Source organism: Sinorhizobium sp. 22678 (assembly GCF_052044265.1).
In the GTDB taxonomy this organism is placed as follows: Bacteria; Pseudomonadota; Alphaproteobacteria; order Rhizobiales; family Rhizobiaceae; genus Sinorhizobium; species Sinorhizobium meliloti_A.
The window spans coordinates 94,759-121,016 of the sequence record NZ_JBQEMS010000015.1 but is presented as its reverse complement, the minus strand read 5'-3'; the positions used below and the strand labels follow the sequence as shown (position 1 = coordinate 121,016).

28 protein-coding genes are annotated in these 26,258 nt (G+C 63.4%); 15 read left to right on the top strand and 13 right to left on the bottom strand.

What is annotated here, in order from left to right; translation table 11 throughout:
- Positions 1–36 precede the first annotated feature (36 nt).
- From ACTJKL_RS21660 to ACTJKL_RS21650, 3 genes are all read left to right on the top strand, one after another.
- A complete protein-coding gene (locus ACTJKL_RS21660; protein WP_018094619.1) occupies positions 37–1,635 on the top strand; it encodes an L-aspartate oxidase in 1,599 nt (532 codons plus the stop codon).
- Between the two features lie 49 nt (positions 1,636–1,684).
- Positions 1,685–2,584 carry a carboxylating nicotinate-nucleotide diphosphorylase gene (gene nadC / locus ACTJKL_RS21655; protein WP_018094620.1) on the top strand — a complete coding sequence of 300 codons (900 nt, stop codon included), beginning with the start codon at positions 1,685–1,687 and terminating at the stop codon, positions 2,582–2,584.
- A gap of 102 nt (positions 2,585–2,686) precedes the next feature.
- A complete protein-coding gene (locus ACTJKL_RS21650; RefSeq protein WP_018094621.1) occupies positions 2,687–3,205 on the top strand; it encodes a superoxide dismutase family protein in 519 nt (172 codons plus the stop codon).
- Between the two features lie 53 nt (positions 3,206–3,258).
- Here the strand turns inward: ACTJKL_RS21650 and ACTJKL_RS21645 are convergent, their stop codons facing one another.
- From ACTJKL_RS21645 to ACTJKL_RS21610, 8 genes are all read right to left on the bottom strand, one after another.
- On the bottom strand, positions 3,259–4,263 hold the full coding sequence (locus ACTJKL_RS21645) for an NUDIX hydrolase (RefSeq protein WP_379942560.1): 1,005 nt from the start codon (positions 4,261–4,263) through the stop codon (positions 3,259–3,261).
- The gene (locus tag ACTJKL_RS21640; protein WP_440853754.1) at positions 4,217–4,750 is read right to left on the bottom strand and encodes a tyrosine phosphatase family protein; all 534 of its coding nucleotides are present in this window, start codon (positions 4,748–4,750) and stop codon (positions 4,217–4,219) included. The genes ACTJKL_RS21645 and ACTJKL_RS21640 overlap by 47 nt, the downstream gene beginning before the upstream one ends.
- Positions 4,751–4,752: 2 nt before the next feature.
- Positions 4,753–5,361 carry a YfbR-like 5'-deoxynucleotidase gene (locus tag ACTJKL_RS21635; RefSeq protein WP_028012012.1) on the bottom strand — a complete coding sequence of 203 codons (609 nt, stop codon included), beginning with the start codon at positions 5,359–5,361 and terminating at the stop codon, positions 4,753–4,755.
- The gene (ygfZ, locus tag ACTJKL_RS21630) at positions 5,358–6,206 is read right to left on the bottom strand and encodes a CAF17-like 4Fe-4S cluster assembly/insertion protein YgfZ (RefSeq protein ID WP_440853753.1); all 849 of its coding nucleotides are present in this window, start codon (positions 6,204–6,206) and stop codon (positions 5,358–5,360) included. Before ygfZ ends, ACTJKL_RS21635 begins: the two co-directional genes overlap by 4 nt.
- 108 nt (positions 6,207–6,314) lie before the next feature.
- Positions 6,315–7,061: a hypothetical protein gene (locus tag ACTJKL_RS21625; protein WP_275596536.1), complete on the bottom strand. Its 747-nt coding sequence runs from the start codon at positions 7,059–7,061 to the stop codon at positions 6,315–6,317.
- 15 nt (positions 7,062–7,076) lie between these two features.
- Positions 7,077–7,346: a hypothetical protein gene (locus ACTJKL_RS21620; RefSeq protein ID WP_010969047.1), complete on the bottom strand. Its 270-nt coding sequence runs from the start codon at positions 7,344–7,346 to the stop codon at positions 7,077–7,079.
- Positions 7,347–7,503: 157 nt separating this feature from the next.
- Positions 7,504–7,944 (bottom strand): TIGR02301 family protein, encoded by a 441-nt coding sequence (locus ACTJKL_RS21615; RefSeq protein ID WP_440853752.1) that lies wholly within the window; start codon positions 7,942–7,944, stop codon positions 7,504–7,506.
- Positions 7,941–8,405 (bottom strand): NUDIX hydrolase, encoded by a 465-nt coding sequence (locus tag ACTJKL_RS21610; RefSeq protein ID WP_018094628.1) that lies wholly within the window; start codon positions 8,403–8,405, stop codon positions 7,941–7,943. Before ACTJKL_RS21610 ends, ACTJKL_RS21615 begins: the two co-directional genes overlap by 4 nt.
- Between ACTJKL_RS21610 and ACTJKL_RS21605 the strand changes: the two genes are divergently transcribed.
- Positions 8,404–9,234, top strand: a complete 831-nt coding sequence (locus ACTJKL_RS21605; RefSeq protein ID WP_201269669.1) for an SOS response-associated peptidase — start codon at positions 8,404–8,406, stop codon at positions 9,232–9,234. The genes ACTJKL_RS21610 and ACTJKL_RS21605 overlap by 2 nt on opposite strands.
- 88 nt (positions 9,235–9,322) lie before the next feature.
- Here ACTJKL_RS21605 and ACTJKL_RS21600 read toward each other — a convergent pair whose 3' ends face one another.
- Positions 9,323–9,472 carry a hypothetical protein gene (locus ACTJKL_RS21600; RefSeq protein ID WP_080662060.1) on the bottom strand — a complete coding sequence of 50 codons (150 nt, stop codon included), beginning with the start codon at positions 9,470–9,472 and terminating at the stop codon, positions 9,323–9,325.
- A 414-nt stretch (positions 9,473–9,886) separates the two neighbouring features.
- On the opposite strand from ACTJKL_RS21600, the gene cysS reads away from it, so the two are divergent.
- The 7 genes from cysS (at position 9,887) to rarD (ending at position 16,576) form a co-directional block, all read left to right on the top strand.
- Positions 9,887–11,287: a cysteine--tRNA ligase gene (gene cysS / locus ACTJKL_RS21595; RefSeq protein WP_440853751.1), complete on the top strand. Its 1,401-nt coding sequence runs from the start codon at positions 9,887–9,889 to the stop codon at positions 11,285–11,287.
- A 49-nt stretch (positions 11,288–11,336) separates the two neighbouring features.
- The gene (locus ACTJKL_RS21590) at positions 11,337–11,819 is read left to right on the top strand and encodes a GFA family protein (RefSeq protein WP_440853750.1); all 483 of its coding nucleotides are present in this window, start codon (positions 11,337–11,339) and stop codon (positions 11,817–11,819) included.
- Positions 11,816–12,295: a GFA family protein gene (locus ACTJKL_RS21585; protein WP_440853749.1), complete on the top strand. Its 480-nt coding sequence runs from the start codon at positions 11,816–11,818 to the stop codon at positions 12,293–12,295. The genes ACTJKL_RS21590 and ACTJKL_RS21585 overlap by 4 nt, the downstream gene beginning before the upstream one ends.
- On the top strand, positions 12,292–12,792 hold the full coding sequence (locus ACTJKL_RS21580; protein ID WP_440853748.1) for a GFA family protein: 501 nt from the start codon (positions 12,292–12,294) through the stop codon (positions 12,790–12,792). Before ACTJKL_RS21585 ends, ACTJKL_RS21580 begins: the two co-directional genes overlap by 4 nt.
- A complete protein-coding gene (gene pip / locus ACTJKL_RS21575) occupies positions 12,789–13,751 on the top strand; it encodes a prolyl aminopeptidase (protein WP_440853747.1) in 963 nt (320 codons plus the stop codon). The genes ACTJKL_RS21580 and pip overlap by 4 nt, the downstream gene beginning before the upstream one ends.
- Before the next feature lie 54 nt (positions 13,752–13,805).
- Positions 13,806–15,422: a citramalate synthase gene (gene cimA, locus ACTJKL_RS21570; RefSeq protein ID WP_440853746.1), complete on the top strand. Its 1,617-nt coding sequence runs from the start codon at positions 13,806–13,808 to the stop codon at positions 15,420–15,422.
- A gap of 212 nt (positions 15,423–15,634) precedes the next feature.
- Positions 15,635–16,576 (top strand): EamA family transporter RarD, encoded by a 942-nt coding sequence (gene rarD / locus ACTJKL_RS21565; RefSeq protein ID WP_275596531.1) that lies wholly within the window; start codon positions 15,635–15,637, stop codon positions 16,574–16,576.
- 128 nt (positions 16,577–16,704) lie between these two features.
- Here rarD and ACTJKL_RS21560 read toward each other — a convergent pair whose 3' ends face one another.
- Entirely contained in the window at positions 16,705–17,322 is a 618-nt protein-coding gene (locus ACTJKL_RS21560) for an LOG family protein (protein WP_440853745.1), read from the bottom strand.
- Between the two features lie 242 nt (positions 17,323–17,564).
- On the opposite strand from ACTJKL_RS21560, the gene ACTJKL_RS21555 reads away from it, so the two are divergent.
- From ACTJKL_RS21555 to pssA, 4 genes are all read left to right on the top strand, one after another.
- Entirely contained in the window at positions 17,565–19,274 is a 1,710-nt protein-coding gene (locus tag ACTJKL_RS21555; RefSeq protein WP_440853744.1) for a LysM peptidoglycan-binding domain-containing protein, read from the top strand.
- A 284-nt stretch (positions 19,275–19,558) separates the two neighbouring features.
- On the top strand, positions 19,559–21,442 hold the full coding sequence (locus ACTJKL_RS21550; protein ID WP_275596528.1) for an ABCB family ABC transporter ATP-binding protein/permease: 1,884 nt from the start codon (positions 19,559–19,561) through the stop codon (positions 21,440–21,442).
- 105 nt (positions 21,443–21,547) lie between these two features.
- Positions 21,548–22,246, top strand: coding sequence for a phosphatidylserine decarboxylase (locus ACTJKL_RS21545; protein WP_018094641.1), 699 nt, complete (start codon positions 21,548–21,550; stop codon positions 22,244–22,246).
- Positions 22,247–22,255: 9 nt separating this feature from the next.
- Complete coding sequence (gene pssA / locus ACTJKL_RS21540) at positions 22,256–23,131, top strand: CDP-diacylglycerol--serine O-phosphatidyltransferase (RefSeq protein ID WP_100672094.1); 876 nt, start codon at positions 22,256–22,258, stop codon at positions 23,129–23,131.
- A gap of 107 nt (positions 23,132–23,238) precedes the next feature.
- Here pssA and ACTJKL_RS21535 read toward each other — a convergent pair whose 3' ends face one another.
- From ACTJKL_RS21535 to ACTJKL_RS21525, 3 genes are all read right to left on the bottom strand, one after another.
- Positions 23,239–23,979, bottom strand: coding sequence for an SDR family NAD(P)-dependent oxidoreductase (locus ACTJKL_RS21535; protein WP_440853743.1), 741 nt, complete (start codon positions 23,977–23,979; stop codon positions 23,239–23,241).
- A gap of 11 nt (positions 23,980–23,990) precedes the next feature.
- Entirely contained in the window at positions 23,991–25,481 is a 1,491-nt protein-coding gene (gene purF, locus ACTJKL_RS21530) for an amidophosphoribosyltransferase (protein WP_440853742.1), read from the bottom strand.
- Positions 25,482–25,627: 146 nt separating this feature from the next.
- Entirely contained in the window at positions 25,628–26,227 is a 600-nt protein-coding gene (locus ACTJKL_RS21525) for a CvpA family protein (RefSeq protein WP_018094645.1), read from the bottom strand.
- Positions 26,228–26,258: the final 31 nt, after the last annotated feature.

The window sequence follows — 26,258 nt, the reverse complement described above, 5'->3', positions numbered from 1 at the left end:
AAACCCGGCGCAGGCCCGTGGAGGAGTTATCGAGCCATGCTGACCGACCATTTCCGCCCGCAGTCCTTCAACGGGATCGATGACATCGTCATCGTCGGCGGCGGCCTTGCCGGGCTTTTCTGCGCGCTGAAACTGGCGCCGCGTCCCGTTACGATCCTTGCCGCCGCACCGATCGGCTACGGCGCCTCCTCGGCCTGGGCGCAAGGCGGCATCGCCGCCGCGATGAGCAGGGGCGATACATTCGAGAAGCATGTCGCCGACACGGTTGCGGCCGGTGCCGGTATCGTCGACGAGAAGATGACGCGCATGATGGTCGCAGAGGGCCCGGCCCGCATCCACGATCTGCTCGAATTCGGGGTGCCCTTCGACCGCGACCTGGAGGGAAAGCTCCTGCTTTCGCGGGAAGCCGCGCATTCCGAGCGGCGCATCGTCCGCGTCAAGGGCGACATGGCCGGCAAGTCGATCATGGAGGCGCTCATTGCCGCGGTGCGCAATACCCCGTCGATCCGGGTGATCGAGGGCTACGTGGTCGAGGAACTGGTGCGCGAGGGCCGGTTTATCTCCGGCGTGATCGCGCGGCCGGATGCCGGCCAGTCGAAGAGCCGCGTTTCCTTCCCGGCGCGCGCCGTCGTTCTTTGCTCGGGCGGTGTCGGCCATCTCTATGCGGTCACCACCAATCCATGGGAAGCATGCGGCCAGGGCGTCGGCATGGCGGCACGGGCGGGCGCCATCATTGCCGATCCCGAGTTCGTCCAGTTTCATCCGACCGCGATAGACATCGGCAAGGATCCGGCGCCGCTTGCCACCGAGGCGTTGCGCGGAGATGGCGCCACCCTTGTGAACTCGCAAGGCCGCCGTTTCATGCTCGACATCCATCCCGATGGAGAGCTCGCGCCGCGCGATATCGTTTCGCGCGGGGTCTTTGCGGAAGTTCAGGCCGGACGCGGCGCCTTCCTCGATTGCACAAAGGCCGTCGGCAGGCATTTTCCTGAGATGTTCCCGACCGTCTACGCCTCATGCATGGCAGCGGGCATCGATCCGGTCAGACAGCCGATCCCCGTCACGCCTGCCGTGCACTACCACATGGGCGGCGTGCTGACGGACGGGGAGGGGCGTACCTCCATCGACGGCCTCTGGGCGGCGGGCGAAGTGACATCGACCGGCGTTCACGGCGCGAACCGTCTTGCCTCGAATTCGCTGCTGGAGGCGGTCGTCTTCGCGGCGCGGATCGCGGAGAATATCAAGGGCAGCTTGCCGGCCCCGAAGCTGACTGCCTGGGGCGACAATGCCGGCGAGAACGACGATCCCGTGACGGTCGAGGACAGCCCGCCTTTCAAGGTGCTGCGGCAATTGATGAGCGATTGCGTCGGGGTCGTGCGTACGCGCGAAAGCCTGACCCGGGCGATCCGGGGGATTGCGGAACTCGAGAGGACGAACAAGCGCCTGCGCTTCGCCAATATCGTTACCACGGCCAAGCTCATCGCGATCGCCGCCCTGCAGCGGACGGAAAGCCGCGGCGGTCATTTTCGGGCCGATTGCCCGGACGAGCGGCCGGAATGGCGGCGCCGGACCTATCTGACGCTTGCCCAGGCGGAGCGTCTGGCCGCGGACGTGGCCGAGAGCGAGCCGGCATGACGGCGGCAAACGCGAAATTAGAAGCTACTCCAATCGCAGGAACGACATAATGATCGCCCTTCGCCCGGAACTGCCCGCTCTCATGGTCGAGGAGCAGGTGAAAGCGGCCCTTTTGGAAGATCTCGGCCGGGCCGGTGACATCACCACCCTCTCGACGATCGGGCCGGAGCGGACAGCCGCCGCGAATATGAGCGTGCGCGAAGCGGGCGTGATTGCGGGGCTGGAACTGGCGCGAACCGCCTTCCGCCTGATCGACCCGTCGATCCGCTTCGAGGCGCTCGCTGCGGACGGCGACCGGGTGGCGCCAGGTACGACGATTGCGCGAATTTCCGGCCGTGCCCGAGGACTCCTTTCGGCCGAGCGGGTGGCGCTCAACTTTCTCATGCATCTCTCGGGGGTCGCGACCTACACGGCGACGTTCGCCGACGAGATCGCCCATACGGGCGCCAAGGTCTGCTGCACGCGCAAGACGATCCCCGGCCTTCGCGCTCTCGAAAAATACGCCGTTCGCCTCGGCGGCGGCTCCAATCATCGTTACGGCCTCGACGACGCGGTGCTGATCAAGGATAACCACATCGCCGTTTCCGGCGGTGTTGCCGGCGCCGTCCGCGCCGCGCGGGCCTATTGCGGCCATCTTGTCAAGGTCGAGGTCGAAGTCGACGGCCTCGCCCAGTTGCGCGAGGCACTGACCGCCTCGCCGGACGTGGTCCTGCTCGACAATATGGGGCCGGAACTGCTGCGCGAGGCCGTCGCAATCAACGCGGCACATTGGGGACTGTCCGCCGCTTCCTATCCCGGTGACCTGCGCCGCACCAGGCTGGAGGCGTCGGGAAACGTTAAGATCGAAACCATTCGGGCAATCGCCGAAACGGGCGTCGACTACATCTCGACTTCGAAGATCACGATGGCCGCACCGACGCTCGACATCGGTCTGGACGTGTCGATTTAGCTCAATTCGCCGGATGACTGCAACTCAGCCGCGTTTTTGCGGAACGACCTCGGCAGCCGCGCGTTGTCTTCTATCGACCCGCGAGTGAGAGGGAGAACTCCGATGATGAGAACGATGATCGCGATCGCCTGTGCGGCAGGCTTGGCGGGTGCCGCTTCGGCACAACAATCCTCGCAAACGGCAACGGCCGAGTTCGTGGGCAAGGACGGTACCGACATCGGGCGGGCCACTTTGACGGCAGGTGGCAAGGGCGTGCTGATCGAGATGGAGATAAGCGGCCTGCCGAAGGATACCTGGGTCGCTTTTCATGCTCACGAAATGGGGCGCTGCGATCCCAAGGACGGGTTCGAGTCGGCGGGAAAGCATTTTGCCGGCGAGGATGAAAATTCCGAGCACGGCTTCCTCGCTTCCAATGGCCCGCATGCCGGCGACATGCCCAACCAGTATGTCGGCGCCGATGGCATCCTGCGCGCCCAGGTCTTCAACAGCTTCGTGTCTCTCGACGACAAGGCCACCGCCCTTCGCGGCCGGGCCCTGGTGATCCATATGCATTCGGACGACAACCGCAGCCAGCCCTCCGGCGATGCCGGCGACCGGCTGGCCTGCGCGGTGGTGAAATAGTGCATCTCGCCCGGTGCGCAGCGGTTTTGGCAAAACGCGGCGCGCTTTAAGGTTCAGCGGCCGCCGACCTTGAGGCCGGGCGCGGGCCGCTCGTCCAGGATTTGGCGGCGGAAGCGGAAGAGTGCGGCCGGACGGCCACCGGTCGATGCCAGGGTCTCTCCCGTCGGCTCGACGAGCTCCGCTCCTTCGACCAGCCGGCGGAAGTTCTGCTTGTGGAGATGGCGGCCTGAAATCGCCTCGACGGTTGCCTGCAGATCGGTAAGGGTGAATGCCGGCGGCATCAGTTCGAAAACCACCGGCCGGTATTTGAGCTTGCCGCGCAGTCTCGCGACAGCGGTCGCGACGATCCGGCGGTGGTCGTGGCGCATCGCCAGCCCCGCCGCCGGGTTTTCCGGATCGCGGCAATGGCCGTCGATCACGGCCTCGCGCACCAGACCCGCCTCATAGAGCAATTCGTAGCGCTCCAGCACGCGCTCTTCGTCCCAGGGAAAATCGTCAAGGCCGAAGGCGAGGCGTATCCGTGAACGACGCTGCGCCGAGGCCGGCTTTTCGTCGCCGGACTCCCAGCGAACAAGCGCCGGCAGGATGGTCTGGTCAAGTATCGCGGGACGTCCGAGACGCCAGTCTTCCCAGGGCAGATAGCCGTACCAGTCGCGCCAATGGGCGCCCGCTTCGGCCAGCCTCTCGTTGTTCTCCGCGTCCGTGCGCGTCAGCGCCAGGTAGCCGACGGACACCATGTGCTTGCCTTCCTCGCCGGGCAGACGCTGGCGCCCGCGGTCGCCGAAGGTGTAGAGCTGCTCGATATAGCCGAGCTTGAGCGCCGTACGCTTCTCGACGCGCGCCCGCAGGCTTGCCTCGAAAGTGCGGTGGCGGGCCGGATCGAAGGGGCCGAAGGGCAGGCTGTCCCGAGCGTCCCCGTCCGCCTCGCTGACCGCGAGGATGCGCGGGCTGCGACTGACGACCGCGACGATCACGGCATTGAGCCCGATCTCGACCGTGACCGGCTGCGCTTCACCCGGCATGCTGCACGTCTTGCAGGGGCAGGATGAACGGAGCATTGCCGTCGGCATCCGCGCCGCGGCCGATGGCTCGCACTGCGGCGACGAGCGCACCCTTGCGGGACAACGCCCGGTCGCCGATTTCCACGAGCCGCGCATTCGGCGTCGCATAGGGCGAGGCGAGCCGGAGGCGCTTCGCGAGCGCGTGGTCGTCCTGGTCCGGTTCGACGGCGAGTGCGGCGATCAGCGCGGCCGCAGGCGAGCGGGAGACGCCCATCCAGCAATGTATGAGCATCGGCCGCGTCCGGTCCCATTGGCGGGCGAAATCGATGATTCGATGAACGTGTTCTTCCTGGGGCGCAATCAGATCGCCCGTTCCGGCGAAGCTGATGTCGTTGACGCCGATCGTCAGATGCTTCGCATGGTTGATGACGGTTGGGCGATGAAAATTCTGGCCCTTCGCAAGCAGGCTCAGCATTTCGCGGCAGCCGTGCCGGACGGCCATTTCCGCGATACGCTGAAGCGGCGAGACGACGATTGCCGTCATGGTCACGCCTCCTGTCTCGCCTTGGCGCGTTCGGACTCCAACGCATTGAAGCGCGTGGCGAAGAGCCGCTGCGCCTCGACCGCGGGCAGAGGGTCGATCAGCAACGTCTCGCGGGTGATGCCGCGCGGCTGACCGAAGAACTTTCGGGCCTCCTCTGCGGAAAAGCCGGCAAGTTCCGTCGCTTCGAAATAGGCCGCGATACGGTCGGCCTTCTTGATCCGCTCCTTGAGCTCCCGGGGCGTATGTGCCGGAAGCCCGAAGCGCAGGTGGACCGCATTCTCCAGGCGCTTCTCCACGGTCTTGTAACCGCCGCCGACGACAGCCTTGAACGGCGAGATCATGTCGCCGATGACGTATTCCGGCGCGTCGTGAAGCAGGGCCATCAGGCAATCCTGGGCATCGCAGCGATTGGTGCGGCGGAAAATCTCCTCGACAACGAGACTGTGCTGGGCAACGGAGAAGGCGTGGTCGCCGGAAGTCTGCCCGTTCCAACGCGCCACGCGGGCAAGTCCGTGGGCGATGTCGGAAAGCTCGACGTCGAGCGGTGAGGGGTCGAGAAGATCGAGCCGCCGCCCGGAAAGCATACGCTGCCACGCACGCGCACTCATCATGCGCTCGCCTCACCTGTCTCGTTCGGAAAGACGAGTCCCGTCCAGGCGGGGAGCGTGAGGGTAAGGCGCACGTCGCCTGCAAGAATGGCCTCACCCTTGGCGATCGCTTCGCCTGCCTTGTCGATCCTGACGATAGCCAGGCCGTCCCGATCCAGTACGGTGCCGAGAGAACCGATCGGCCGTCCGTTGACCGAAATGTTGGTTCCGCTCGGCGGCAGCGTCGCCTCGCCGGCGACGATGACGAGGCGGCGTCGCGCAGTGCCGCGGTGCTGCATGCGCGAAACGACTTCCTGCCCGACATAGCAGCCCTTGCGGAAGGAAAGGCCGCCGTTCATGTCCATGAGCACGTCATGCGGAAAGGCATCTTGCAGGTCGTAATCGCGCCCGGCAACGGCGATGCCCGCCGCGATTCTGAGCCGGTCCAGATCGGCGACGCCCGCTTCCGCTGCAGGCATGTCGCGATAGAGGCGGCAAGCGGATATGCCCGCCTTCTCGAACCGATGATCGCGATAGCTCTCGGCAGGCGCATCTTCTCCGAACACGACCGTCACCGGCGCCGGCGAATTGAGCGACAGCTCCACTGCCGATCGCAACTTGTACATCGTCAGGCGCTTGACGAGCGCTTCGGCTTGATCCTCCGTCGTCTCCAGACGCAACGCTTCGCCGTCGCGGGAGATCAGGAAATCGAAAAGGATCTTGCCCTGCGGTGTCAGCAGCGCGCCAGGCCTGACCTCGTCCAGGGTCAACGAGGCGATATCCGTCGTGATCAGCGTCTGAAGAAGGGTCTCCGCGTCCTTTCCGGAGACACGAATGATTGCGCGGCCGTCGAGGCAAACCATTGGCATATGTCGAGTCCTATTCTCTATTCCGAAGAGGTAGGATGTCTGCCGGGGAAGGGCAAGCATGCCGAGCGGGAACCGCCAGCATTTCCCTCTCTCCGGCACGAGACGCGCTCAATCGCCCGCGACGAAGAACTTCCACTTTCCATCCGGCGTGATGCCGACGCGGTAGAAATTGTAGGTGCCGAACTCTTCCATCCCGGCGAAATCGCCGGCGGTCACCAGTCGGAAGAGGTCGACCTTTTCCGGGGCGGTCAGCGACGAGAGCGGCTTCTCGGCGAAATAGGGCCAGACATAGGCCTCCTCGGGAGTACCCTTGTCCGCAAGCACGAAGCCCGTCGACATGACATCGAGGAGGATGGCCAGAATTTCGATGCCGTCCTGGTCGCCGGAAAGACTTTTGAGTGCGGCAATCGGGTCGTCTTCCCCGGCGGTGGCGGTAACCTGGGTCTGGGTGGGGCCCTTGCCGAGCAGCGGGCGCAACCGCTCGATGTCACCCGAAGCCGCGGCCTCGACGATCAGTTCGCGCATGCGTGCGACCGGCACCGGGATCTTCGAAACATCCGTCAGGACCTCGACAGGCTCCACAACGTCAGGCGCGGCGATCTCATCGTCCTTCGACTCGACGGCCGTCCTGTCGACGAGAGGGTCTGGCATCGGAATTTCGAGGGGGGCCCGTTCTTCCGGCGCGGACTCTTCGGCCTCGTCGCCTGGGGCTGCGTTCTGTTCGCCGGCAATGGGGGCAGGGGCGCCCTGAAACTCACTGAGCGCGAACGCGGGCGCAGGGGGCATCGTCGCACTCGCCAGCAGCAACACGACAAGACCAACCGGGAGGGCCCGGTTTGCAGGGTTCCGGTTCATCGGGCAGTCCTGATGTTACTGAATCGTCCGCTCTGGCGAGAATTCTCCGGCGAGCATGCGCTCGCGAAGCGAATTAAGCATTGCCTCGGCACCTTCTTCGCCATGAAGCCGGACGGTTTCGCGCATGGCCAGCGCAATCGCCGCATCGGCGATGATTTCGGGCTCGATGCCGTCGGCCATGCCATCCGCCCAAGCCTCGTTCTGGTGCTCGAGCGCCGCCTGCATCTTCTCGTGGACGATCATGTCGTCGATGTCTGTCAGGCTTGGTTCCATCATTCGTTCCATGCGGCTTCCATTACGTGCACTGGCTAACCTAACGCCTATCCGCTGAACCGCAACTGAACGGGCAGACAGGCCGGCTACTTCTTATCACTCTCTTAACAAACTTAGCAGCCTTTTCCCGAAACGACACGGGGTCAGGGAAAAAGAGGTTAATATCTTCCTAATTTCCAAAGCGGGCGACGATTTCCGAAACGAGTGTTGCACCTTCGGCACGGTAGCGTTCTTCCGCGAGCGTCGCGGGCTCCGTACACCTGGTATAGACCGAGGCGAAGGTCCGATAGCCCCGGTTGAAAGCCGCGGTTATGCGCTCGCGCCGTTTCGGCTCTCCGGCCGCCTCCTTGTCGATCAGTTCCTGCGTGGAGCGGCGCCAGCCGTCCTCGGGCTGGTCGAGACAGAGATTGCGCAGATAATGCACCGAGCCGAGAATTTCGGCGAGGCGGATCAACCGCCGGTCGTAGGGGGTCGGCTTTTCCTCCTGCGCCGGGGAAGGAGCGGCCGTCTGCTGGGCAGGCTGCTTTTCCTGAGCCGCCACGCCCGCGGCGGTCGCAAGGAGAATGCCTGTCAGCAGCAACAGTCTGAACGGGAGCCGTTGATCGGTCATGCGCCCCTCAAATCCGAACTGACGCCGGTCGTCGCCTCAGGAATACGCCTTGGCCCGCCGGCAGCCAGCTTTTCCACGCAGTCGCGCACGCTTTCCGGAATGGGCAAGGTGAAAATCTCCTCCGGTGTGAACCAGCCAACGCCGGCGGCATCATCGCAGGCGATCGCGACCAAATCAGGATCGGCCTGGACGGTGAAGACCGAAAGCAGGAAGTGACGCTCCTGCGGGCCTATACCGGGCAGGTCATAGATTTCGAAGAGCACGGGATCGCGGGCGCTGATGCCCGTTTCCTCGGCGAGTTCGCGCAATGCCGTCTGCGCAGGCGTCTCCCCGGGCTCCGCCCTGCCGCCGGGAAACGCGTACATGTCGGCTGACGGCGGATTGGCCCGCCGGACAAGAAGATAGCGGCCGTTCCGTTCGAGAATGGCGGAGGAGGCGCGCTCGGGTTGCTTCGTTATCATGGAATCGAAAATCACCTTGGTCGTTGACCCATACTACGTGAAGTGCCACATCGATGTCATGTGCGGACGTTTTGCGCTTACGGCCACGCCGGAGGAATTGCTGGAACTGTTTGGCCTGCTTGAAGCGGAGGGCTTTCCTGCGCGCTTCAACATCGCGCCGACGCAGCCGATAGTCGTTATCGTGGCCTCCGATCGGCCGGAACCGGGCAGCAACCTGCCGGAACGCAAGGCTGTGCTCGTCCGTTGGGGCTTCACGCCAGGCTGGGTCAAGGACCCGCGCAAGTTTCCGCTGCTCATCAACGCTCGGGCAGAAACCGCGATCGGGAAGGCTGCCTTCCGCGCCGCAATGCGCCATCGCCGTGTGCTGGTGCCGGCGTCCGGTTTTTACGAATGGCGCCGCCCGGTCAAGGGCAGCCGGGAGGCCTCGCAAGCTTTTTGGGTCCGGCCGAAAAAGGGCGGGATCGTGGCCTTTGCCGGGCTCATGGAGACGTGGTCTTCCGCCGACGGTTCGGAGGTCGACACCGCGGCGATCCTCACCACCGATGCGAACGGCGCCGTCAGTCACATCCATGACCGCATGCCGGTCGTGATCCAGCCGGAAGACTTTTCCCGTTGGCTCGATTGCAAGAGCCAGGAACCTCGCGAGGTGGCCGACCTCATGGTGCCGGCGGCGGAGGATTATTTCGAAGCAATCCCCGTGTCGGACAAGGTCAACAAGGTCGCCAACACCGGCCCTGAGCTCCAGGACGAGGTCACGCCCATAGCGCCGGTCCCGAAGAGGGGGCGCTCCGACGACCGGGATGATGGCGGGCAGATGTCGTTGTTTTGAGCCAAGGACCGCCCCTCATCCGGCCTGCCGGCCACCTTCTCCCCGCAAGCGGGGCGAAGGGGACGCGCGGCGCTGCCCCAGATCGGAACTAAGCCGAACGCTTCGCGATCTTCTTGTCAGCCGGTTTAGCCCTGACTTGCAGCGCGGCTGCGAGGACGGCCTTCAGGCCAAGTGGGCGGTATTTCGTCAGCAGATCGGATGGCGGCGGGTTGCGTTCGGCAATTTTGGCGGCCTTCATTGCATGTCTTCCTTGGTGTTTTCCCTATCGGGAGCATTAGCCCTCGTGAATTTTCAACGAAAACCATGTCCCTGTTGTTCCTCGGGAAACAGGACCTGATGCCGTGCCGGGCTGCATTGGCGAATCTCCTTCCCCTCTGACGATTTCCAGATAAGCCAAATCGTGACAAATCCATGGCCGTCATGGTTGCAGAATGCCGACTTTCTCTTGCACGTGGCTCGCCTCTTGACCGGCGCCGGGTGACGCGCGATAAGGGTCGCCATGAAAACGGTCATCTGCATTATTTGCCGGAAGATTATTCGCTAGCGAACCGCTGGCCTGGCCGTTTTCGTCTCCAAAAATCCAAGATGACAAACGCGCGGGGCCACCCGGCGATTATATTGCGACGGCAGCATGCAGACTTGGAGATCTGGGATGGGCGGAATGCCGATTTTGAAACTGTACAACACGCTGACGCGGGAAAAGGCCGAATTCCGGCCGATCGATCCTCAGAACGTCCGCATGTATGTCTGCGGCCCGACGGTCTACGACTATGCCCATATCGGCAATGCACGGCCGATCATCGTATTCGACGTCCTGTTCCGGCTGCTTCGTCACGTCTATGGCGCGGATCACGTCATTTATGCTCGCAACATCACCGATGTGGACGACAAGATCAACGCGCGGGCATTGCGCGACTATCCCGGGCTGCCGCTGAACGAGGCGATCCGGCAGGTGACCGAGAAGACCGAGACGCAGTTCCTCGAAGATGCGGCGGTGCTCGGCTGCCTCGAGCCCACCGTGCAACCGCGCGCGACCGAAAACATCGCCGGGATGATCGAAATCATCGAAAAGCTGATCGCCAAGGGCCATGCCTACGAGGCCGAGGGAGAGGTGCTCTTCGATACACGGTCGATGGACGATTACGGCCAGCTTTCCAAGCGCAATCTCGACGAGCAGCAGGCCGGTGCCCGTGTCGCCGTCGAGGCGCACAAGAAAAACCCGGGCGATTTCGTGCTCTGGAAGCTTTCCGCCGAGCACGAGCCGGGCTGGGACAGCCCCTGGGGCCGCGGGCGGCCGGGCTGGCACATCGAATGCTCGGCGATGAGCGGGCGCTATCTCGGCGACGTGTTCGACATCCACGGCGGCGGCATCGACCTGATCTTCCCGCATCACGAAAACGAGCTCGCCCAGTCGCGTTGTGCCCACGGCACCGAGATGATGGCGAATGTCTGGATGCACAACGGCTTCCTGCAGGTCGAAGGCCGCAAGATGTCGAAGTCCGAGGGCAATTTCATCACTATCTACGAGCTTCTTCACACGGAAAAATTCGGCGGCCGCAAATGGCCCGGCGAGGTCCTTCGGCTGGCAATGCTTATGACCCATTACCGCGAACCGATCGACTTCTCGATCAAGCGGCTGGAGGAGGCCGAGCATCTGCTGTCGAAATGGCCGGTCTACGGCGACGCTGCAGGCGAGGCGGATCCGGCCGTCGTCACCGCCCTGGCCGACGACCTCAACACCGTGGCGGCCATTCAGGCGCTGCATGCATTGGCGCAAAAGGCTTCCGCCGACTCGCGCCATCTCGGGGCCTTCGCCGCGAGCGCGGCGCTTCTCGGGGTGGTGCCGAAGCAGGTCGAACTCGACGAGGCGGTCGTTCACGAGATCGATGGCCGTGTACGTGAGCGTCTGGAGCTTCTGAAGGCCAAGAACTACGCGCAGGCCGACGGCATCCGCGCCGATCTCCTGGCGAGAGGCATCCAGCTCAAGGACGGCAAGGATCCCGAAACCGGCGAAAGAGTGACCACCTGGGAGGTGAAGCGGTCTCAGGTCTAGTTTCAGGATGATGGCGCTGCCGGCACGCCGGAGGAAAGAGGAGGGCGAGATGGCTGACGAGATCCATATGGGCGTCTGCCAGTGTGGCGCGGTCCGCTTCCGCGTCGAGGGAACACTCGGCGATGCTTCCGTCTGCCATTGCCGCATGTGCCAGAAGGCGAGCGGCAATTTCTACCTGCCGCTCGTTTCCGTACGCGGGGCGAAGCTCGTATGGACCCGCGGCGAGCGCAAGCGCTTCCGGTCTTCGAATGTGGTTTGGCGCGGCTTCTGCGGCGACTGCGGAACACCGCTGACCTACGAGGCGCCGGACGGGATGGCGCTCGCGATCGCTGCATTCGACAGGCCGGAAGGCATCGTGCCGACCATCCAATGGGGCGTCGAAGGAAAACTGCCCTATGTCGATCATGTATCCGAGCTGCCCGGCGAAGAGACCATGGCCGACGCCGAGGCTGTCTCCTTTCTTGCCGACCTCGTTTCCTATCAGCACCCCGACCACGACACCGAAACCTGGCCACCGGAGGAAAAAGGATGAGCAATACCGTCAGGACTGGAGGCTGCCAGTGCGGGGCCGTTCGCTTCCGCATCCACGGAGAGCTCGGGCGCCCCTCGATCTGCCATTGCCGCATGTGCCAGAAACAGTTCGGCTCTTTCTTCTCCGCCTTGGTGACGGCGCCGAAGGACGGGGTCGAGTGGATCCGCGACGAGCCGAGCTATTTCCAGTCATCAGTCAATATCGATCGCGGCTTCTGCCCGAAATGCGGTACGCCGATGACCTATCGGCATCCCGGCGGCCTCGAAATCGCCATAGGCGCCTTCGACGACCGCTCCGATCTCGCGCCGGAAATTCAGGTCAATTACCAGTCCCGGCTTCCCTGGGTCGAATCGATCTTCGAGCAGCCGGTTCACGACGATGCCGACTATTATGGGCGGCAGGAGCAGATCATCTCGTTTCAGCATCCGGACCATGAGACGGAGCAGTGGCCTCCGGGCGGAGTCTGGGCACGATGATCGGACGCATCTTCACCGGCGGCTGCCAGTGCGGCGCGGTGCGCTACCGCGCCGAGGGCACGCTGGACGATCCGCATATCTGTCATTGCCGCATGTGCCAGAAGGCGGGGGGCAACTACTTTCTGCCGCTCGCCAATATCGCGCGCGAAGATTTCCGCATCGTGCGCGGCCAGCCCGCCTGGTACCGTTCGTCCGATCTCGTGCGCCGCGGCTTTTGCCGCGATTGCGGGACGCCGCTCTTCTATGACATGCCGCATGCGAGCTTCCTGAACATCGCGCTCGGTTCGCTCGACGATCCGGATGACGTCCAGCCGGTCTACCAGTCCGGCGTCGAGTCGCGGATGTTCTGGTTTTCGCATCTGCCGCAGCTTCCCGAAACAGAGACCGACGACGGCAGCGAAGCGGCCGCCGAGCGCCATCTCATAGTCCTGGAATCCAACCGCCAGCACCCCGACTACGACACGGTGCACTGGCCGCCCGAGGAAGATCTATCGTGAGTTCTCCATTGCGTACCCTCTATCCCGAAATCGAACCCTATGCATCCGGGCACCTCGATGTGGGCGACGGCCATTCGATCTATTGGGAACGGGCGGGCACGCCCGGCGCCAAGCCGGCGGTCTTCCTCCACGGCGGCCCGGGCGGTACGATTTCGCCGAACCACCGCCGGCTCTTCGATCCGTCGCTCTACGATGTGATGCTGTTCGACCAGCGCGGCTGCGGCAGGTCGACGCCGCATGCAGAGATCGAAGCCAACACGACCTGGCACCTCGTGGCCGATATCGAACGGCTGCGGGAATTTTGCGGGGTTGGAAAGTGGCTCGTCTTTGGCGGCTCCTGGGGCTCGACGCTGGCCTTGGCCTATGCCGAGACCTATCCTGAGCGGGTAAGCGAACTCGTCGTCAGGGGCATTTACACCCTGACCAAGGCCGAGCTCGACTGGTACTATCAGTTCGGCGTCTCGGAAATGTTCCCCGACAAGTGGGAACGCTTCATCGCACCGATCCCGCCGGAAGAACGCCACGAGATGATGCGAGCCTATCACCGCCGCCTGACAAGCGAAGACCGCGCGACGCGGCTCGCCGCGGCCAAGGCCTGGAGTATCTGGGAGGGGGAGACGATCACGCTTCTGCCGGAGCCGGACACCAGCACACCCTTCGAGGAGGACGAATACGCTCACGCGTTCGCCCGCATCGAAAACCATTTCTTCGTCAATGCCGGCTGGCTGGAAGACGGGCAATTGCTGCGCGATGCCCATAAGCTCCACGGAATTCCGGGCGTGATCGTGCATGGCCGCTACGACATGCCATGCCCGGCAAAATATGCCTGGCAGCTGCACAAGGCCTGGCCGCATGCCGAATTCCACCTCATCGAGGGGGCGGGACATGCCTATTCGGAGCCGGGCATTCTCGACCGGCTCATCCGGGCGACCGATAAATTTGCCGGCAAGACCGAATAGAGCGGGTGCGAAGAACCCGCAATCGAACAGTGATTTGTACGTTGGAACCGAGACATGACCAGGGAACGCATCTATCTCTTCGACACGACGCTTCGGGACGGGCAGCAGACGCCGGGCATCGACTTTTCCGTCGAGGATAAGATCGCGATTGCGACGCTGCTCGATCAATTCGGCATGGACTATGTCGAGGGCGGATATCCCGGCGCTAACCCCACGGACACGGAGTTCTTCAAGTGCAGGCGCACCGACAAGGCCTCCTTCGTCGCCTTCGGCATGACCAAGCGCGCCGGCGTCTCCGCGTCCAACGACCCGGGACTGAGCGCACTGCTGAGCGCCAAGAGCGATGCGATCTGTCTTGTCGCCAAGAGCTGGGATTATCATGTCGAGGTGGCGCTCGGTTGCACGAACGAGGAAAATCTCGACAATATCCGCACATCCGTGAAGGCGGTCGTCGAGTCCGGGCGCGAGGCGATGGTCGATTGCGAGCATTTCTTCGACGGCTACAAGGCGAATCCCGCCTATGCGCTCGCCTGCACGAAAACGGCTTTCGAGGCGGGCGCGCGCTGGGTCGTCCTTTGCGACACCAATGGCGGCACGCAGCCGGGCGAGATCCGCGAGATCGTCTCGGCCGTGATTGCGGCGGGAGTGCCCGGTGCAAATCTCGGCATCCATGCGCATAATGACACGGGGCAGGCGGTGGCCAACTCCCTGGCTGCGGTCGAAGCCGGCGTTCGTCAGATCCAGGGCACGCTCAACGGCATCGGGGAACGCTGCGGCAACGCCAATCTCGTGACGCTGATTGCGACGCTTGCCCTGAAGGAAACCTATTCGAACCGTTTCGAGACGGGAATCGACGCCGAGAGGCTCCAGGAGCTGACCAAGCTCGCCCATGCCTTCGACGAATTGCTCAACCGCTCTCCCGATCCCCAGGCGCCCTATGTCGGCGCATCGGCTTTTGCCACCAAGGCCGGCATTCACGCCTCCGCCTTGCTCAAAGACCCGAGGACCTACGAGCATGTCGCACCGGAAAGCGTCGGCAACCTGCGCAAGGTCATGGTCTCCGATCAGGGAGGCAAGGCCAATTTCATCAATGCCCTCAAGCGGCGCGGCATCACGGTCTCCAAGGACGATCCGCGGCTCGACAAGCTGATCTCGATCGTCAAGGAACGCGAGGCGACGGGCTATGCCTATGAAGGTGCGGATGCGAGCTTCACGCTGCTCGCGAGCCGTATTCTCGGCACCGTGCCCGACTTCTTCCGGGTGGAGAGCTTCCGCGTGATGGTCGAGCGCCGCTTCGACGCGAACGGCAAGCTGAAGACGGTATCGGAGGCCGTGGTCAGGGTGATCGTCGACGGCGAAACGATGATGTCGGTCGCCGAAGGGCATGGCCCGGTCAACGCGCTCGACCTCGCGCTTCGCAAGGATCTCGGCAAGTACCAGTCCGAGATCGCCGATCTGGAACTTGCCGATTACAAGGTGCGCATCCTCAACGGCGGCACCGAGGCCGTCACCCGCGTTCTGATCGAATCGACGGATCGCTCAGGGGCGCGCTGGTGGACGGTCGGCGTGTCCGACAACATCATCGACGCCTCATTTCAGGCATTGATGGACAGTATCGTCTACAAGCTGCTCAAAAACCGCGATCAGGTCGGATCGATCGCGGCCGAGTAGTTTGGATCACGATGAATTCGGGTTGCGCGGGATGTCCGGTTCCGTCGTATCAACGCCGTTCATCCATCGGTTCACGGAAATGAATTGGTGCATCACCGTCGGTTGGAGTAGGACGCAGGAGGACTGACGGCAATTGCTCCCGAGAGGGTTGGCCGTCGATTGCGACCGGAGCGCTTCCCGCTCGGCTCCGGTGGAATTTCAGGATCAAAATCATGGCCGAGCCGAACGCGAATTTGCCCGCAGAGAATGTCGATTCCCCGAAAGGTTTCGCCTTCGCGCTGGCAGCCTACCTGTTGTGGGGTTTCCTGCCTTTCTTCATGAAGGCGGTGTCGCATATCCCTGCGGCGGAAGTGGTGGCGCATCGTATCGTCTGGTCGGTACCGCTCGCAGGCCTGGTGCTCGTGTGGCTCGGCCGCACGCAGGACGTGAAAGTAGCGCTGCGCTCTCCACGCGTGCTGATGATGGCCACGATCACGGCGGCTCTCATCACGGTCAACTGGGGCATCTATGTCTGGGCGATCGGGGCGGGGCGGGCCATCGAGACGGCGCTCGGCTACTATATCAACCCTCTGTTCTCAATCTTCCTCGGTGCGCTGCTGCTGAAGGAAAGGCCAAATCCGGCGCAGATGGTGGCGATCGGCCTCGCCGCGCTCGCCGTGGGCGTGCTTGCCTTCGACGCGGGCGGTCTTCCCTGGGTTTCGATCGGGCTGTGCTTTTCCTGGGGTTTCTATGCGTTCTTCCGGAAGACGCTGCCGGTCGGGCCGAACCAGGGCTTCTTCCTCGAAGTCTTGCTGCTCAGCATCCCGGCTGCAGGCTACGTCATCTGGCTCGAGGCGACGGGGCAGGGCCACTTCCTCGGCGACGCCAACATGACGGATGTCCTGCTGCTCCTCGCCTGCGGGATCGTCACCGCCGTGCCGCTGATGATCTATGCCAATGGCGCGAAGCTGCTCCGGCTTTCGACGATCGGGATCATGCAATATATCGCTCCGACGATGATCTTCCTTATCGCGGTCTTCGTTTTCCACGAACCCTTTGGAACGGCCAAACTCGTCGCCTTCGCCCTGATCTGGGCCGCGCTCTTCATCTATTCGGGAGCGATGCTTGCGGAGAGCAGGGCGCGGCGCGCGGCTCAACCGACGCCGGCCGAATAATCGGCAGAGTCAGATCACGATGACTTCAGGTCGGATCGACCTGAAGCCATGAACGTGATCGATTCTAAGAACTTAGAGCGGGGATGCGGGCGGAAAACCGCACACACTTTTCCTCATCCCGATCTGGATCAGAGCCTGGCGATGATCTCGGCTTCGCCTTCGCGCCCGTTGGCGCGGACCGAGGCAAGTATGCCGGGGATGATGTCTTCCGCACGGTCGATCACCAGCGGCTGCACGAGATGCGCGGTGTGAACGAATCCCTGGCCGCGCATGTGGTCGATCAGCTGCAGCATCGGATCCCAGAAGCCGTTGACATTGCCGAAGACCATCGGCTTCCTGTGGCGGCCGAGCTGCGCCCAGGTCATGATTTCGACGATCTCCTCGAGCGTGCCGATCCCGCCCGGAAGGGCGACGAAGGCGTCGGCGCGCTCGAACATCTTGTGCTTGCGCTCATGCATGTCGGCGGTAACGATCAATTCGTTCAGCTGGCCTAGCGAGTGACGCGTCGCTTCCTTGTCCATCAGGAATTCGGGAATGATGCCGGTCACGTGTCCGCCGGACGAAAGCACGCCGCTCGCCACGGCGCCCATGATCCCGCGCGTGCCGCCGCCATAGACGAGGCGCAGGCCATGATCGGCGATCGATTTGCCGAGGGTGCGGCCGGCCTGCATGTGGGCGTCGTCACGCCCGGGCTGAGAACCGCAATAAACGCAAACGGATAGAATCGGCGTGGTTTCCTCGTTCATGGTCCCACCAGAGATTGCAGTGCAGCACGGGTCAAGGAAAATGGACGAAAAATCTCCGGCTGTCGAGCGTCGGAATCATAGTGAGCGCTTGTATAGCACTATAAGAAACGTTAGCAATTTCAGTAATACATTGAAGAATTCGGACAGTGTGCTGCGGTTGCGCTATAATGCACCTGGCGTCGCAGCGCCGGCCGATGGGGCATGCGGGGAGCATCAAGGCGCTCCGCCCTGTGGAGAGTGGCATGATTAAGAATAAGGCCAGCTGGGTGGCGCTTGGCGTCCTGGCAATCGCGACCGCATTGATGATCTTTGTGGTTCAGCCGAATCTGCGTGACAGCGACAAGGGGGCGGTGGCCCAATCGGGCGCAGGCGAGCAGCCCGGCCAAACGGCGGCGGCGACGAAGACCGATCCGTCCGCCCCGCATGGCAACGCAGCACAACGAGCGACAGCGGCCTCCGGCCGCAATGCGGCCGCCTCCGACCCGGTGGCGAACTGGACGGTTCCGGGGTTTGACGTCCTGCGCGTCGAACCGGACGGCTCGACGGTCGTCGCGGGCAGAGCCCAGCCGGGCACGAAGCTCGAGATCCTGAGCGGCGACACGGTCGTCGGTACCGCCAATGTCGGCGCGGGCGGCGATTTTGCCGCCGTCTTCGACAAGCCGCTCTCGGCAGGCGACCACCAGCTGACGCTCAGAAGCGTCGGCTCAGGCGGACACAGCAAGACGTCGGAGGAGGTTGCGACTGTTTCGGTACCGAAGGATTCGAGCGGGCACCTGCTGGCGATGGTATCCAAGGCGGGCAAGGCGAGCCGGCTGATCACGACGCCGGAAGCCGAGCCGAAGCCGATGCAGGCAGCCGCCGATCCGGGCACGGTACCGGCTGGCGAGCCCGGCGGCGCTTCCGCTTCTCCCGCCGCACCGGCAACCATTCCCGGGCTGCAGGTGACTGCGGTCGAGATCGAAGGCGGCATGATGTATGTCGCAGGCAACGCCAAGCCCGGTGCCCTTGTCCGCATTTACGCGGACGACGAGCTGCTGGGTGAGGTGAAAGCCGACGACAAGGGACATTTCGTCGTCGACGGCTCGATCGAGCTCTCGGTCGGCAGCCATATCATCCGCGCCGATATGATGAACGAAGATGCGAGCAAGGTCGCGATGCGCGCCTCCGTTCCCTTCGACAGGCCGGCGGGCGCTCAGGTTGCCGCCATCGCCGGTTCGACGCTTGCAGCACCCACGACGGGTCTCGACCGTTTGAAGGCGGAAGCGGGCAAGGCGCTTACTCTCTTGAAAGCGCTTTTTGCCGACGGGAAGCAGCCCTCCGTGGAGCAGCTCGCCGCGGCCCGCTCGGCAACCGAATTCGCCCTCCAGTCGCTGGCCGAATTCAAGCCGGCCGACGGCTCCGATGCCGATTTGGCGGCAGCCGCCGCTGAAGCGTCCAAGGCGGCGACAACGGCGCTGGACGCGCTCAAGGCTGCGCCGCAGGACCCGTCAAGCGTCGCAGCGGCGGTGGAGAAGGTCGATGGCGCTCTTGGGAACGCATTGACGCGCCAGAATGTCGGCACCTCGGTGGCATCCGCCGAACCCTTGGCGGCGCAGGCGAGCGATGCCTCGAAGCAGCCGGAGCCTTCGGCAGCGGGCGAGACAAATGCAACCGTGGTCGAACAGGCGGCGGCGCCGGCTTCGGATGCGGCGAAGGAACAGCCGGCCACCATCGAGCAGGCACCGCTCAAGGAAAGCAAGACGTCGGTGATCATCCGCCGCGGCGATACGCTGTGGCAGATCTCGCGCCGCGTCTACGGTGCCGGTCTGCGCTACACCACCATCTATCTCGCCAACCGCGAACAGATCGAAAATCCGGATCTGATCCGACCGGGCCAGGTTTTCGGGGTTCCGGACGAGATGCTGTCGGAGGAAGAATCGCGGGAAATCCACCGCAAGCATATGCGACACTAGATCACGATGCTTTTGAGGTCGGTTCGACCTGAAAGCACTAACGTGATCGTTCCCAAGAGCGGGATGCGGGCGGAAAACCGCACATAGTTTTCCTCATCCCGCTCTAAGTTTGTCTTTTGCCGGCACTTCCATTGCGTTGGCGGGGAGGTGGACCTATCTGTCAGGAAAAGCGGCGTCCTCCAAAAAGGCGCCGCTTTTCATTGAAGCTGGTGCGGGATGAAGGCGCGCGACGTAGCGGTTCGCCCGCATGTCTTCGTCAATCAAATCATGAAGCGGACTGAGACGTGCCCCAGAAGAAGACGGTTTCCGCCGACAGTGCCAATCCCATCGAAACCATAGCGAATCTGTGGCCATACATGTGGCCGGCGGACCGGATCGATCTGAAGCTGAGGGTCGTCTGGGCGACGGTGATCCTGGTGATCGCCAAGGCGGTGCTCATCCTTGTCCCCTATTTCTTCAAATGGGCGACCGATGCGCTCAACAACAAGCCCGACGCGCTCGGTTTCCTGCCGCAGTTCCTGACCGGCGCCGTCATGCTGGTACTCGCCTATAATCTCGCGCGTTTGCTGCAGGCGGGCCTGAACCAGCTGCGCGACGCGCTTTTCGCCAGTGTCGGCCAGCATGCCGTCAGGCAGCTTGCCTACAAGACCTTCGTTCACATGCACCAGCTCTCGCTGCGCTTCCATCTCGAGCGGCGCACGGGCGGGCTTTCGCGCATCATCGAACGCGGCACCAAGGGCATCGAGACGATCGTCCGCTTCACGATCCTCAACAGCGTACCGACACTCATCGAGTTCCTGCTGACGGCGGTGATCTTCTGGTGGGGCTACGGCTTCACCTATCTCCTGGTGACCGCTGTCACGGTATGGCTCTACATCTGGTTCACGGTGCGTGCGAGCGACTGGCGCATCGCCATTCGACGCTCGATGAACGACAGCGACACCGATGCGAACACCAAGGCGATCGATTCGCTCCTGAATTTCGAGACCGTGAAATATTTCGGCAACGAGGAGATGGAGGCGAAGCGGTTCGACAAGTCTATGGAGCGTTACGAGCGGGCCGCGACGCAGGTCTGGACGTCGCTCGGCTGGCTGAACTTCGGCCAGGCGCTGATTTTCGGTGCCGGCACGGCGGTGATGATGACGATATCGGCGCTCGCCGTACAGCGCGGCGAACAGACCATCGGCGACTTCGTCTTCATCAACGCGATGCTGATCCAGCTCGCGATCCCGCTGAACTTCATCGGTTTCGTCTATCGCGAAATCCGCCAGGGCCTGACCGATATCGAGCACATGTTCGATCTGCTCGACGTTCGGGCGGAGGTCGTCGACCGGCCGAACGCGAAGGAGCTGGAGATCGAAAGAGGCGCAATTTCCTTCAGGAACGTCCAATTCGCCTATGATCCGGCACGGCCGATCCTGAAAGGGATCACCTTCGATGTGCCCGCCGGAAAGACTGTCGCAGTCGTCGGCCCCTCAGGAGCCGGCAAGTCGACATTGTCGCGGCTGCTCTACCGCTTTTACGATGTCCAGGAAGGCTCGATCACTATCGACGGTCAGGACGTGCGTGACGTCACCCAGAAGAGCCTGCGCTCCGTGATCGGAATGGTGCCGCAGGACACTGTGCTTTTCAACGATACGATCGCCTACAATATTCGTTACGGCCGGGTGACTGCGAGCGATGCGGAGGTCGAGGCAGCCGCCGAGGCGGCGCAGATCGCCGATTTCATCCGTGACCTGCCGGAAGGCTTCCGCGCCATGGTGGGCGAGCGCGGCCTGAAGCTTTCGGGCGGCGAGAAGCAGCGCGTCGCGATTGCGCGAACCATCCTGAAGGCGCCGCCGATTCTGATCCTCGACGAGGCGACGTCGGCTCTGGACACGAAGACGGAACAGGAAATCCAGGCTGCGCTCGATATCGTGTCGCGCAATCGCACCACGCTCGTCATCGCCCATCGCCTGTCGACGGTCATCAACGCCGACGAGATCATCGTCCTGAAGGACGGCGTCATTGCCGAACGCGGCACCCATGGCGAACTGATCGACCGCGGCGGTCTTTATGCTTCCATGTGGAGCCGCCAGCGCGAGGCAACGCAGGCCGAAGAACAGTTGAAACGCGTGCGTGAGAGCGACGATCTCGGCATCGTCGACCGCGGAATGCCGGCGCTCTGATCGCAATGATGTTACCGCGAGTCCTCTATCTCCCGGCCTCGACATTGCCGGGCTGTCTGATTCGCGCTAGTTCACGTCGCAAAGCAAATATGGAGAGTAGAGTTCATGAGTTTGATCGACACAGTGCGCAACACGCTCGTACCGGTCCACAGGGAAGGCTACCGCTTCATTGCGATTTTCTTTGTCGTGTCGCTGGCGCTCGGCTTCCTCTGGGAGCCGCTGATGTGGATCGGCTTCGTTCTGACCGCCTGGTGCGCCTATTTCTTCCGCGATCCGGAGCGCATGACGCCGATCGACGACGATCTCGTCATCAGCCCGGCGGACGGCACCGTATCGTCGGTCGCCACCGTGACGCCGCCTGAGGAACTGGGCCTCGGATCGGAGCCGATGCTGCGCATTTCGGTCTTCATGAACGTCTTCAATTGCCACGTGAACCGCGCGCCGATGAGCGGCACGGTACGACGGATCGCCTACCGTGCCGGCAAGTTCGTGAATGCCGAGCTGGACAAGGCAAGTCAGGAAAACGAGCGCAACGGCCTCGTCATCGAAACGAAACACGGCCAGATCGGCGTAGTCCAGATCGCCGGTCTCGTGGCCCGCCGCATCCTCTGCTGGACGCGGGAGAGCGCGTCGCTCGAGGCGGGCGAGCGTTTCGGCCTCATCCGCTTCGGCTCGCGTCTCGACGTGTTCCTGCCTGCCGGTGCGGAACCGCGCGTGACGGTCGGTCAGACGGCCACCGGCGGCGAGACGGTGCTCGCCGAATTCGGGTCGGCGAAGGGCCCGGTCATCAGCCGGCGCGCGTGAGGACAGGTCATGGAAGAGCCCCGCCACGAACAATCCGCAGGAAGCCCTGAACAGTCCGCCGCTGAGCACGTGGACGCCACCGGCACCCACGACAAGGCCCGCGGGCCCCGGTTGCGGGAGATTCCGCTACGGCTGATGGTCCCGAACATGATCACGGTCCTGGCGATCTGCGCCGGCCTCTCGGGCGTCCGGCTGGCATTCGAGAATCGGTTCGAACTCGCGGTTGCGATGGTTCTCCTTGCCGCTTTCCTCGATGGCATCGACGGGCGCATCGCGCGTCTTCTAAAGGCGACCTCGAGTTTCGGGGTCCAGATGGACTCGCTTGCCGACATCATCAATTTCGGGGTCGCGCCCGCGCTCGTCCTCTACGTGTTTCTGCTCGATCAGGCGCGTTCCCTCGGCTGGATTGCGGCGCTGATCTACGCCATTGCCGTCGGTCTGAGGCTGGCGCGCTTCAACGTGATGGCGGAGCGCCAGGTCAAGGCGTCCTGGCAGTCGGAATATTTCGTCGGCGTTCCGGCGCCGGCCGGTGCGATGCTGGTTTTGCTGCCCGTCTATCTTGGCCTGCTCGGTCTTGCGCCGGAAAGGACATTTGCGCTGATCGCGTCGGTCTATACGGTCCTGATCGCCTTCCTTATGGTCAGCCGTCTTCCTGTCTGGTCCGGCAAGTCGGAGAACCGCGTCCGCCGGGATCTGGTCCTTCCCGTCATCCTGGTCGTCGTCTTCTACGTGGCGACGCTGATGACCTATACCTGGGAGACGATGGTGGTGACTGCGGTGGCCTATCTGGTGAGCCTGCCCTTCGGTGCCCGATCCTGGCAGCGCAAATATGGCGACTGGCCGGGTGGCCACGGGAACGACGGTTTGCCGGGGGATAGCGAATAGCTGAAAGGTTACCGCGCGCGGATGCCCGCCGGGGGCGGAGCATCAGCGCCAATCACCTTCGCCCCGCTTGCGGGCCGGCAGGCCGGATGCGGGGAAGCGCCGCCGGCCTATTCCGGCATGCGGTAGTCGACGATCTTCTTTTCCCGAACGATGAAGAGCTTTCCCGTCTCGGTCTGCTCGGGGCCGAGCAGCGGCAACAGCGCCTGAGCCACCTCGGAGGGATGCGGAAGGGTCTCGGGATCTTCGCCGGGCACGGCCTGCGCCCGCATGGCGGTGCGCGTGGCGCCCGGATCGACGCTGAGGATGCGCAGGGGCAGGCGCTGTGTCTCGTAGGCCCAGGTGCGTGCCAGCGCCTCGACCGCAGCCTTGGAGGCGGAGTAGGGCCCCCAGAAGGGCTTGCACTTGTGCGCCGCGCTCGAGGAGAGGATGAGGGCGCGGCCGGCATCCGAACGGACGAGCAACGGTTCGAGCGAACGGATCAAGCGCCAGGTCGCGGTGACATTGATGGCCATCACCTTTTCGAAGACCTTGGCTTCCACATGGCCGATCGGCGAGATCGTGCCGAGGACGCCCGCATTGGCGACCATGATGTCGAGCTTGCCCCAGCGCTCGTCTATGGCGCCGCCGAGCTTGTCGATGGCGGCCATGTCCGAGAGATCGAAGGGGACGAGCGTTGCCGAACCGCCGAAAGCCTTGATCGCGTCGTCCATTTCTTCGAGGCCGCCGAGGGTGCGGGCGCAGGCGACGACGTGGGCGCCGGCCCTGGCGAGTTCAAGAGCAGTGAAATAGCCGATCCCGCGCGATGCGCCGGTGACGACGGCGATCCGGTCTTTCAGATTGGGCGTCATGTTGTTGTTCGTTATCCGTTGCTTGCGAGAACCGAGAGTTTGCGAACGTTGCTCGCTGCCCTCTGGTCGAGAAGGCGGGTCGGGTAGTCTCCGGTGAAATAGTGATCGGTGAACTGCGGCGCCTGTGGGTTGCGCGTCTCGCCGCCGACGGCACGATAAAGCCCGTCGATAGAGAGGAATTCGAGCGAATCGGCGCCGATGAAGCGACACATCGAGGCGAGGTCGGCATGCTGGTTGGCGAGCAGTTTGTCACGGTCCGGCGTATCGATGCCGTAGAAATCCGGGTGGAAGATCATCGGGCTCGCGACGCGCACATGCACCTCGCGCGCGCCTGCGTCACGCATCATCTGGACGATCTTGACCGAAGTGGTGCCACGGACGATGGAATCGTCGACGAGCACGACGCGCTTGCCGGCGATCATCGCCCGGTTCGCAGAATGCTTGAGCTTGACGCCGAAGGCACGGATCTGCTGCGTCGGCTCGATAAAGGTCCGCCCGACATAGTGATTGCGGATGATGCCGAGTTCGAAGGGGATACCGCTTTCCTGCGCGTAGCCGATTGCAGCCGGAGTACCGCCATCCGGAACGGGCACCACGACATCCGCCTCGACGGGGGCTTCGATGGCGAGGTTCTTGCCCATGTTCTTGCGGGCGACATAGACGTTGCGGCCGCCGACGACCGAATCCGGTCGGGCGAAATAGACGTATTCGAAAAGACAAAGGCGTTCCGGCAGCGGATTCTGCGGCTTGCGGGCATCGATGGTGATCGACCCGTCCGGCTGAATCTCGCAGATGACGATTTCGCCGTTCTCGATATCGCGAACGAACTTGGCGCCGATGATATCCAGCGCGCAGGTCTCCGAGCAGAAGATCGGCTTGCCGTCGAGTTCGCCCATGACGAGCGGGCGAATGCCGTTCGGGTCGCGGGCGGCGATGAGCTTGGTGCGCGTCAGAGCCAGCATCGAATAGCCGCCTTCGACCTGGGCGATCGCGTCGGCGAAGCGGTCGCTGGAGGAGACGTGTTTCGACCGCGCGATCAGATGCAGCACCACTTCGGTGTCGGATGTCGACTGACAGATGGCACCGTCTGCAATGATCTGGCGCCGGAGCGTCAGCCCGTTCGTAAAGTTGCCGTTGTGCGCAATTGCGATTCCGCCTTCCTGCAGCTCGGCAAACAGCGGCTGGACGTTGCGCAGGACCGTCTCACCGGTGGTGGAGTAGCGTACATGGCCGATCGACATCGAACCGGGCAGCTTCGCGAGCGTCGTGGGATCGGTATAGTGGTCGCCGACGAGACCCATGCGGCGCTCCGAATAGAACTGCCGCCCGTCGAAGGTGACGATGCCGGCGGCTTCCTGCCCGCGATGCTGGAGCGCATGCAGGCCGAGCGCCGTCAGCGCGGCGGCGTCCGGATGCCCGAGAATGCCGAAAACGCCGCACTCCTCATGAAGGGTGTCGCCGTCGAGTTCGTCATGAATTTCGCTGGATCTGAGATCGGTCATCGCAATTCGCCTTTGCTACGTGCCGGTGCGCATATCGTGATCGGGCCGCCAGTCTTCAAGCGATCTTACCCGAAAACACTGACAAGCGTCATTCCAAATGGATAAAGCCCGCACAGCGGGCTTTGTCGCAAACTTTCCTGTCGATCTCAGCCGTTCGTCGCCGGTGCTTCTTCGCCGGGCGCCTGTTCCGTCTGAGCCGGCGGCGTCTCGCCTTCGCCTTCGCCGGTCGTATCCTTTCCGCGCAAGCGGTCGAGAATGGTGGCGTCGGCCTCTTCCGGCAGCAGCGCCACCAACTGATTGCCGAGATTGTCGAGCAGCGGCTTCGACTTCGCGTGGGTCACCCAGACGGGTTGCTGCTGCGGCGCCACCAGCCAGTTGAAGAACAGCATGGCGACGACGACGAGCAGAATGCCGCGAGCGGCTCCGAACAGGAAGCCGAGCGTACGGTCGAGCGCGCCGATGCGGCTGTCGATGATGAAGTCGGCCACCCGCATCGTGATGAAGGAGATGATGATCAGTGCGATCAGGAAGATCACGGCCGCCGAGCCGATCATCGCGACCGTTCCGCTGGTCGTGTACTGGCTGGCGTAGGGCAGAAGATGCGGATAGAGGAAATAGGCCGCGGCGGCTGCGCCGACCCAGCTCGCCACCGACAGAACCTCGCGCGAGAAGCCGCGAACCATTGCGAGGATGGCCGAAAACAGCGCGACGCCGAGAACGATACCGTCGAGAATTGTGATGGGCATGTTGTCCTTACTCCGACTTCACCGCCAATCG

What these genes read in the sequence shown, in the direction of transcription:
- ACTJKL_RS21645 (WP_379942560.1), bottom strand. Translation starts at nt 4,263, where the DNA reads ATGCTCCGTTCATCCTGCCCCTGCAAGACGTGCAGCATGCCGGGTGAA.
- ACTJKL_RS21605 (WP_201269669.1), top strand. Translation starts at nt 8,404, where the DNA reads ATGGAATCGAAAATCACCTTGGTCGTTGACCCATACTACGTGAAGTGC.
- ACTJKL_RS21555 (WP_440853744.1), top strand. Translation starts at nt 17,565, where the DNA reads ATGATTAAGAATAAGGCCAGCTGGGTGGCGCTTGGCGTCCTGGCAATC.
- nadC (WP_018094620.1), top strand. Translation starts at nt 1,685, where the DNA reads ATGATCGCCCTTCGCCCGGAACTGCCCGCTCTCATGGTCGAGGAGCAG.
- ACTJKL_RS21650 (WP_018094621.1), top strand. Translation starts at nt 2,687, where the DNA reads ATGATGAGAACGATGATCGCGATCGCCTGTGCGGCAGGCTTGGCGGGT.
- ACTJKL_RS21610 (WP_018094628.1), bottom strand. Translation starts at nt 8,405, where the DNA reads ATGATAACGAAGCAACCCGAGCGCGCCTCCTCCGCCATTCTCGAACGG.
- ACTJKL_RS21525 (WP_018094645.1), bottom strand. Translation starts at nt 26,227, where the DNA reads ATGCCCATCACAATTCTCGACGGTATCGTTCTCGGCGTCGCGCTGTTT.
- ACTJKL_RS21585 (WP_440853749.1), top strand. Translation starts at nt 11,816, where the DNA reads ATGAGCAATACCGTCAGGACTGGAGGCTGCCAGTGCGGGGCCGTTCGC.
- ACTJKL_RS21545 (WP_018094641.1), top strand. Translation starts at nt 21,548, where the DNA reads ATGAGTTTGATCGACACAGTGCGCAACACGCTCGTACCGGTCCACAGG.
- ACTJKL_RS21660 (WP_018094619.1), top strand. Translation starts at nt 37, where the DNA reads ATGCTGACCGACCATTTCCGCCCGCAGTCCTTCAACGGGATCGATGAC.
- pssA (WP_100672094.1), top strand. Translation starts at nt 22,256, where the DNA reads ATGGAAGAGCCCCGCCACGAACAATCCGCAGGAAGCCCTGAACAGTCC.
- ACTJKL_RS21640 (WP_440853754.1), bottom strand. Translation starts at nt 4,750, where the DNA reads ATGACGGCAATCGTCGTCTCGCCGCTTCAGCGTATCGCGGAAATGGCC.
- ACTJKL_RS21590 (WP_440853750.1), top strand. Translation starts at nt 11,337, where the DNA reads ATGGCTGACGAGATCCATATGGGCGTCTGCCAGTGTGGCGCGGTCCGC.
- ACTJKL_RS21635 (WP_028012012.1), bottom strand. Translation starts at nt 5,361, where the DNA reads ATGATGAGTGCGCGTGCGTGGCAGCGTATGCTTTCCGGGCGGCGGCTC.
- cimA (WP_440853746.1), top strand. Translation starts at nt 13,806, where the DNA reads ATGACCAGGGAACGCATCTATCTCTTCGACACGACGCTTCGGGACGGG.
- rarD (WP_275596531.1), top strand. Translation starts at nt 15,635, where the DNA reads ATGGCCGAGCCGAACGCGAATTTGCCCGCAGAGAATGTCGATTCCCCG.
- ACTJKL_RS21620 (WP_010969047.1), bottom strand. Translation starts at nt 7,346, where the DNA reads ATGGAACGAATGATGGAACCAAGCCTGACAGACATCGACGACATGATC.
- ACTJKL_RS21535 (WP_440853743.1), bottom strand. Translation starts at nt 23,979, where the DNA reads ATGACGCCCAATCTGAAAGACCGGATCGCCGTCGTCACCGGCGCATCG.
- ACTJKL_RS21580 (WP_440853748.1), top strand. Translation starts at nt 12,292, where the DNA reads ATGATCGGACGCATCTTCACCGGCGGCTGCCAGTGCGGCGCGGTGCGC.
- ygfZ (WP_440853753.1), bottom strand. Translation starts at nt 6,206, where the DNA reads ATGCCAATGGTTTGCCTCGACGGCCGCGCAATCATTCGTGTCTCCGGA.
- ACTJKL_RS21625 (WP_275596536.1), bottom strand. Translation starts at nt 7,061, where the DNA reads ATGAACCGGAACCCTGCAAACCGGGCCCTCCCGGTTGGTCTTGTCGTG.
- purF (WP_440853742.1), bottom strand. Translation starts at nt 25,481, where the DNA reads ATGACCGATCTCAGATCCAGCGAAATTCATGACGAACTCGACGGCGAC.
- ACTJKL_RS21615 (WP_440853752.1), bottom strand. Translation starts at nt 7,944, where the DNA reads ATGACCGATCAACGGCTCCCGTTCAGACTGTTGCTGCTGACAGGCATT.
- cysS (WP_440853751.1), top strand. Translation starts at nt 9,887, where the DNA reads ATGGGCGGAATGCCGATTTTGAAACTGTACAACACGCTGACGCGGGAA.
- ACTJKL_RS21600 (WP_080662060.1), bottom strand. Translation starts at nt 9,472, where the DNA reads ATGAAGGCCGCCAAAATTGCCGAACGCAACCCGCCGCCATCCGATCTG.
- ACTJKL_RS21560 (WP_440853745.1), bottom strand. Translation starts at nt 17,322, where the DNA reads ATGAACGAGGAAACCACGCCGATTCTATCCGTTTGCGTTTATTGCGGT.